Below are 6816 nucleotides of genomic sequence, written 5' to 3'. Positions count from 1 at the left end.
CGCGCGAGCCCATGCGCGCATAGGCCGCCTGCAGTTCGGCCATGGGCATGGTGGTGTCGATCACGGGCTTGATCTTGCCTTCGCGGTACCAGTCGAGCAGCGCGGCCATCATCGCCGCGTTGGCCTTGGGTTCGCGCCGCTGGAACTCACCCCAGAAGACGCCGACCAGCGACGCGCCCTTGAGCAGCGCCAGGTTCCAGGGCAGGGCGGGAATGGGGCCGGCGGCGAAGCCGACCACCAGGTAGCGGCCGCGCCAGGCGATGGAGCGGAACGCGGGCTCGGCCAGTTCTCCGCCCACCGGGTCGTAGATCACGTCCGGGCCCTTGCCGCCGGTCGCGGCCTTGAGCGCTTCGCGCAGCTCGGTCGTGCTGTAGTTGATCGTCGCGTCGGCGCCCAGCGATGTGCACAGCGCGCATTTCTCGTCGCTCGACGCGGCGGCGATGACGCGCGCGCCCGCGGCCTTGGCGATCTGGATCGCGGCCGTGCCCACGCCGCCGGCCGCGCCCAGCACCAGCACGGTCTCGCCGGCCTGCAGCTGCGCGCGGTCGATCAGCGCATGGTGCGAGGTGGCATAAGTCATGATGAAGGCGGCCGCGTCGACCAGCGGGAAATCACCGGGCAGCGGCAGGCAGGCCGCGGCCGGGGCGATCACATGGCTGCCGAAGCCGCCCGTGCCCGTGAGGCAGGCGACGTTCTGGCCCACGGCCAGATGTTCCACGCCCGCGCCCACGGCGCGCACCACGCCCGCGTATTCCGAGCCGGGCACGAAAGGCAGAGGCGGCTTGATCTGGTATTTGTTCTGCACGATCAGGATGTCGGGAAAGTTCAGGCTCGCGGCCTTGATCTCTATGAGGACTTCTCCGGCCTGGGGCTGCGGCGTGGGCAGCTCCGTCCATTGCAGGGAATCGACGCCCGTGGGCGTGGTACACAGCCAAGCATGCATGCAGGTCTCCTGTCGTTTTGTTGCGTGAATGATAGAAGCGATGACCTCATGGAGCTTGTCCCTGCGGCGACGGGTCGGCGGGCGCCTACAATCCGCTGCATCCCATGAAAATCCTCATTTCCAACGATGACGGTTATCAAGCGCCCGGCCTGGTGGCGCTTTATGAATCGTTGAAGACCATTGCCGATGTGGAGGTGGTCGCTCCTGAGCACAACAACAGTGCCAAATCCAATGCCCTGACGCTGCACTCGCCTTTGTACGTGCACCAGGCTCCCAATGGTTTTCGCTATGTCAACGGCACGCCGGCCGATTGCGTGCACATCGCGCTGACCGGCCTGCTCGGCTACCGCCCGGACCTTGTGGTGTCGGGTATCAACAACGGCGCCAATATGGGCGACGACACCATTTACTCGGGCACCGTGGGCGCGGCCATGGAAGGCTACCTGTTCGGCGTGCCGGCGATTGCGTTTTCGCAGGTCGACAAGGGCTGGACCGAAATCGAGGCCGCCGCCGCCAAGGCGCGCGAAATCGTGCAGCAGATGCAGGCCCAGCAGCTCGTGGGCGAAACGCCCTGGCTGCTCAACGTCAACATTCCCAACATGCCGCTGGCGGCCATGCGCTCGCTCAAGCTGTGCCGGCTCGGGCGCCGGCATGCGGCCGAGCGGGTCATCACCCAGGAAAGTCCTCGAGGAGAAGTCATGTACTGGATTGGCAGCGCGGGCGCGGCAAAGGACGACGCCGATGGCACGGATTTCCACGCCACGGCCCAGGGCCATGTGGCGATGACGCCGCTCAAGGTCGATCTGACCGACCACGACAACCTGCGCTATTGGGCGCAGACCGCGGCGCGCATGCTCGATCCGAACGAGAAGGCGTCGACGCCGTGACGCAGCGTCCTCCCGGCTTCCCCTCCTGGATTGCGTCCTCGGCCAGTCCTTCCTCCGCCAAGCCCGGCAGCAAGCCCAGCGCCAAGCCCGGTGCCGGCCAGGCCACGCGCGCGCCCGCGGCCATGCCCATGCCCATGGGCGTGGGCCTCGATTCGATCGCCGTGCGCAGCCGCATGGTCCAGCGCCTGGCGCAAGGCGGCGTGAACTCGCAGCAGGTGCTGCAGGCCATGTCCAGCGTCGAGCGCCACCATTTTGTCGACAGCGCGCTGGTCAACCAGGCCTATGAAGATACGAGCCTGCCCATCGGTCTGGGGCAGACGATTTCCAAGCCCAGCGTGGTGGCGCGCATGACCGCGCTGCTGCTGGGCGCCGAATGCGCGCGTGGCGGTCTGGGTCGGGTGCTGGAGATCGGCACCGGCTGCGGCTACCAGGCGGCGGTGCTCGGTCGCGTGGCGCAGGAGGTCTATTCGATCGAGCGCCTGCGCGGTCTGCACGAGAAAGCCCGCACGAATCTGCGTCCGCTGCGGCTGGCGCATGTGCATCTGCTGTTTGGTGACGGTATGCTTGGCTATGCCCAGGGTGCGCCCTATGCAGGAATTCTCGCCGCCGCGGGCGGCGACGCCATTCCCGATGCCTGGTGCGAACAGCTGGCCGTCGGCGGCCGGCTGGTCGCGCCCATGGGCAACGGCGCGGGCGGGCAGAGTTTATTGGTCATTGACAAGACGCCCTATGGGCTTAAGAGGACGGTTCTCGAGGCAGTGAACTTTGTCCCTTTAAAATCTGGTATTGCCTAAAAGGGATTGCTTATGTTGGTATCGCGAAGTCTTGGGGCTTGGGGATCTGTGCTGCTGGCGGGTTTTGTACTCGCCGGCTGTGGTTCACAAGTGAACAGGGCTCCAGTGGAAGATCGGGGCACGGCTGCCTCGTCGGGAGGCTCGATGTCGTCGTCGGCAGCGGCGCCCAAGCCCTTGCCGGGCGCTGAAAATGCGGGCAAGCCCGGGTATTACACCGTGCGTCCCGGTGACACCCTGATCCGCATCGGATTGGAAACCGGTCAAAGCTGGAAAGACATTTCCCGCTGGAGCAATCTTGAAAATCCCAACCTGATCGAGGTCGGACAAGTGCTGCGCGTGGTGCCGCCTGCGTCGTCTTCGTCGTCGGGCATGGCCCAGTCGTCGCAAAGCGACTCCGGCAGCGGTCGCGCGGTCGCGCCTGTCGTGGTGGCCGGTGGCGATGCCACCGTGACGCCGCCCGCCACGGTGACGCCTGCTCCGGCCACGCCCGCCAAGCCTGCGGCTTCGGCGCAAACCGGTGGCGACGATGACCTGGGCTTCATCTGGCCGGCTTCGGGCAGCCTGATCGCGGGCTTCGACGAAGCGCGCAACAAGGGCTACGACATCGCCGGCAAGGCCGGAGATCCGGTGGTCGCGGCGGCCGATGGTCGCGTGGTCTATGCGGGCGCAGGCCTGCGTGGCTACGGCAACCTGATCATCCTGAAGCACAACAACACCTACCTGACCGCTTACGCGCACAACCAGACCTTGCTCGTCAAGGAAGACCAGAGCGTGCGCAAGGGCCAGAAGATCGCCGAAATGGGCAGCACCGACGCCGATCGCGTGAAGCTGCACTTCGAAGTGCGTCGCCAGGGCAAGCCCGTCGATCCGTCGCGCTATCTGCCTTCCCGTTAATGCGCTGCGCGCAGCCGCCGTCCCTTGCGGACGGCGCTGTGCCGCGCTGTCATCTACATCATGAACTCTCATTCTCTCGAGCCGGATTCGTCTCTCAGTGAGGAGTCTGGCGCGCTGGAAGAAGAAGTTCTCGAAACGCGCCAGGCCCCGGTCCGTCTGGACCAGCATGGCCTGCGCCTGGACAAGGCGCTGTGCGCGCTGGTCCCCGAATTCTCGCGCAGCTATCTGCAGCAACTGCTGGCGCTGGGCGCGGTGCAGCTCAACCAGCGCGTGGTCGAAAAAGCCGCGCTCAAGGTCAAGGCCGGCGACCAGTTGCTGGTCGAAATGCGCCCCACGCTGCAAAGCCAGGCCTTCCAGCCCGAAGAGCTGCCCATCGAGGTCGTCTATGAAGACGCGCATCTGCTGGTGATCAACAAGGCCCCGGGCATGGTGGTGCATCCTGCGCCCGGCAACTGGAGCGGCACGCTGCTCAACGCGCTGCTGGCGCGCGATCCAGGCGCTGCCGTCGTGCCGCGCGCGGGCATCGTTCACCGGCTCGACAAGGACACCAGCGGGCTGATGGTGGTCGCACGCGACCGCCTGACCATGGACGCGCTGGTGGCCCTGATCGCCGAGCGCAACGTGAGCCGCCAATACCTCGCGCTCGCGCACAAGCCCTGGCTGGGCGCCAAGACCTGCACGGTGAACCGCGCCATAGGCCGCGATCCGCGCAATCGCCTGAAAATGGCCGTGGTCGACCTGGGGCTGCACGCGGGCAAGACCGCGCAGACCGATTTCGCGCTGCTGTCCGGCTGCACCGAAGGCGCGCTGGTGCATTGCACGCTGCACACCGGCCGCACCCACCAGATTCGCGTGCACATGGCGTCCATCGGTCACCCGCTGGTCGCCGACACCACTTATGGCGGCCATCCCGAAGCCGGCATGCAGCGCCAGGCCCTGCACGCGTTCCGCCTGGCGTTCGTCCACCCCATGACCGGCAAGTCGCTGGAGTTCCGCGCGCCGCTGCCGCACGACATGCGCGCGGCCTGCGATTCCTGGGGCTTAGCGTACGGCGACTGAACGTTTTGCGCGGCCTGGGCTACAATCCGCCCCAGGTTCCGGTGTGCGCCGCGCGAGCGCCATGCCCGGATCACGCTGACGCACCTGCGTTTTCGCCTATCTCCTGAGCCCCGCCACACCGGGGCGCGTTACCCCGAGTCGCTGCACGATGAATACGGTCGATGCCAAACGGGTTCTGGAAACTGCTCTGATATGCGCGCCTTTACCGGTCTCCGTGCGAGACCTGCGGGCGCTGTTTGACGATGCACTTGGAACCGACACTGTCAAAGGCCTGCTGCTGGAGCTGCGGGACGACTGGGCGCTGCGGGGCGTGGAATTGGTGCAGGTCGCTTCCGGGTGGCGCTTTCAAAGCCGTCCCGAAATGCGTGTCTACCTCGACCGCCTGCATCCCGAAAAGCCGCCACGCTACACGCGTGCGGCGCTCGAGACGCTGGCGATCATTGCCTACAAGCAGCCGGTCACGCGCGGCGACATCGAAGACATTCGCGGCGTCACGGTCAACAGCCTGCTGATCAAGCAGTTCGAGGACCGGGGCTGGGTCGAAGTCATCGGCCATCGCGAGACCGTCGGTCGGCCCGCGCTGCTGGCGACCACGCGGCAGTTTCTGGACGACCTGGGATTGCAGTCCCTGGACCAGTTGCCCGCGATGCAGGCAGGCGTGCCGCAGCCAGACCTTTTCAAGGCGCTGGATGCAGACGCAGTACCCGCGACCGAGCCCGAAACGGCAGCGGTCGCGGCAGAGCAATCGGACGGCGGTGACGCGCCGCCGACGGCCGTGGTGCAGGACACCACGGGCCTCGATGGGCAGGCTTCGCTTTTGCCCCAGGTTTGAATGAACAGGGTCTCGCAGTGATGCGACACAGGAAAAAATGATGAATGATTCGACGGCGGATAAAGACGGCAACCCCAATGCGGTGCCTCCCGTGACTGATGCAGACGAGCCAGCGCGCCCTGCAGCACGCCAGCGCCCCCAGCCACGCCCCCGGCCCCAGCAGGTCAAGGGTGCGTTCGGCAAGGGCCCGCGCCGCGCGACTGCGGTAGCACCGGTCGCGCCCGCCGCGCCCGCGGCCGCGCCGCTGGACGGTTTCGACTTTGCCGACGTGGTCGCGGGTGAACTCGACGCCCAGGAGCAGATCGAGGACGCCGCACTGCCCAAGCGCGTGCTCACGCCCCAGGCCGAATCGCCCAAGCTGCACAAGGTGCTGGCCCAGGCCGGCATGGGTTCGCGCCTCGAAATGGAAAAGCTGATCCTCGAAGGCAAGATTTCGGTCAACAAGGAACTGGCCCACGTCGGCCAGCGCGTGCAGTACGGCGACCAGATCACTGTCAACGGCAAGCCCATCCGCTTTCGCATCGAAGCGCCTGAAGCGCGCGTGCTCGCCTACCACAAGCCCGCGGGCGAAGTGGTGAGCCACGACGACCCCCAGAACCATCCCACGGTGTTTCGCCGCCTGCCGCGCCTGCACCAGGGCAAGTGGCAGTCCATCGGTCGCCTCGATCTGAACACCGAAGGCCTGCTGCTGTTCACCAACTCGGGTGACCTGGCCAACAACCTGATGCACCCGCGCTTCGGCCTGGAGCGTGAGTACGCAGTGCGCGTGCTCGGCGCGCTCAACAAGGAAGAAAAGCAGCGCCTGCTCGACGGCGTCAAGCTCGAAGACGGCGAAGCCTCGTTCGGCTCCATCGAAGACGGCGGCGGCGAAGGCGCGAACTGCTGGTATCGCGTGACGATTTCCGAAGGTCGCAACCGCGAAGTGCGCCGCATGTTCGAGGCCGTGGGCCACGCCGTGAGCCGCCTGATCCGCATCCGCTACGGCGCGATGCTGCTGCCGCGCGGTCTCAAGCGCGGTGCGTTCATGGAACTCGACGAAAAGGACATCCAGGCGCTGCGCCAGGCGGCCCGCGTTCCTTCCGAGAACCCGGAAGGCGAAGACGCACAGCGCGCGCCACGGGGTACGGGCCGTCCGGCCAACCCCCGGGGTACGGGCGGTGCCGGCCGTGCGCCGGCTCCGGCGCGCAAGGGCGGGGGCATTTTTGCCGCGCGCACCGCCGCGCCGCGCACGGGCCGCAAGCCCACGCAAGCGAGCGAAGTGCAGGCGGATCCGATCAAGACCGAATCGGGCTTCATCGGCCAGGACAGCCTGTCACGCGCGCGCAAGGAAGCCAAGCGCGCCACGGCCCAGCGCCGCGGCCGCCGCTGACAGTCTCCGGTGGAGAGTCAGGTGTATGTGTGAGATAG

7 protein-coding genes are annotated in these 6816 nt (G+C 66.7%); 6 read left to right on the top strand and 1 reads right to left on the bottom strand.

Features of this window, described 5'->3' with window-relative positions; genetic code table 11:
• On the bottom strand, nucleotides 1-943 hold a 943-nt coding region (locus KHY18_RS21665; RefSeq protein WP_213304782.1), incomplete at its 3' end, for an NADPH:quinone oxidoreductase family protein.
• A 104-nt stretch (nucleotides 944-1047) separates the two neighbouring features.
• Between KHY18_RS21665 and surE the strand changes: the two genes are divergently transcribed.
• From surE to KHY18_RS21635, 6 genes are all read left to right on the top strand, one after another.
• Nucleotides 1048-1830: a 5'/3'-nucleotidase SurE gene (gene surE, locus KHY18_RS21660; protein WP_213304780.1), complete on the top strand. Its 783-nt coding sequence runs from the start codon at nucleotides 1048-1050 to the stop codon at nucleotides 1828-1830.
• The gene (locus KHY18_RS21655) at nucleotides 1827-2624 is read left to right on the top strand and encodes a protein-L-isoaspartate(D-aspartate) O-methyltransferase (RefSeq protein ID WP_502769376.1); all 798 of its coding nucleotides are present in this window, start codon (nucleotides 1827-1829) and stop codon (nucleotides 2622-2624) included. The genes surE and KHY18_RS21655 overlap by 4 nt, the downstream gene beginning before the upstream one ends.
• 12 nt (nucleotides 2625-2636) lie before the next feature.
• A complete protein-coding gene (locus KHY18_RS21650) occupies nucleotides 2637-3518 on the top strand; it encodes a peptidoglycan DD-metalloendopeptidase family protein (protein ID WP_213304778.1) in 882 nt (293 codons plus the stop codon).
• Nucleotides 3519-3578: 60 nt separating this feature from the next.
• A complete protein-coding gene (locus tag KHY18_RS21645; protein ID WP_213304776.1) occupies nucleotides 3579-4577 on the top strand; it encodes an RluA family pseudouridine synthase in 999 nt (332 codons plus the stop codon).
• A gap of 148 nt (nucleotides 4578-4725) precedes the next feature.
• Nucleotides 4726-5409, top strand: coding sequence for an SMC-Scp complex subunit ScpB (gene scpB, locus KHY18_RS21640; protein ID WP_213304774.1), 684 nt, complete (start codon nucleotides 4726-4728; stop codon nucleotides 5407-5409).
• A 40-nt stretch (nucleotides 5410-5449) separates the two neighbouring features.
• Nucleotides 5450-6778, top strand: coding sequence for a pseudouridine synthase (locus KHY18_RS21635; protein WP_213304772.1), 1329 nt, complete (start codon nucleotides 5450-5452; stop codon nucleotides 6776-6778).
• Nucleotides 6779-6816 lie beyond the last annotated feature (38 nt).

This window comes from Acidovorax sp. CCYZU-2555, from assembly GCF_018413525.1.
Classification (GTDB): domain Bacteria; phylum Pseudomonadota; class Gammaproteobacteria; order Burkholderiales; family Burkholderiaceae_C; genus Comamonas.
Note: the sequence above shows the minus strand (reverse complement) of the source record. Positions and strands in the feature narration are given on the sequence as shown.

Coding starts and splice junctions, on each gene's coding strand:
- surE (WP_213304780.1), top strand. CDS start 1,048: ATGAAAATCCTCATTTCCAACGATGACGGTTATCAAGCGCCCGGCCTG.
- KHY18_RS21635 (WP_213304772.1), top strand. CDS start 5,450: ATGAATGATTCGACGGCGGATAAAGACGGCAACCCCAATGCGGTGCCT.
- scpB (WP_213304774.1), top strand. CDS start 4,726: ATGAATACGGTCGATGCCAAACGGGTTCTGGAAACTGCTCTGATATGC.
- KHY18_RS21645 (WP_213304776.1), top strand. CDS start 3,579: ATGAACTCTCATTCTCTCGAGCCGGATTCGTCTCTCAGTGAGGAGTCT.
- KHY18_RS21650 (WP_213304778.1), top strand. CDS start 2,637: ATGTTGGTATCGCGAAGTCTTGGGGCTTGGGGATCTGTGCTGCTGGCG.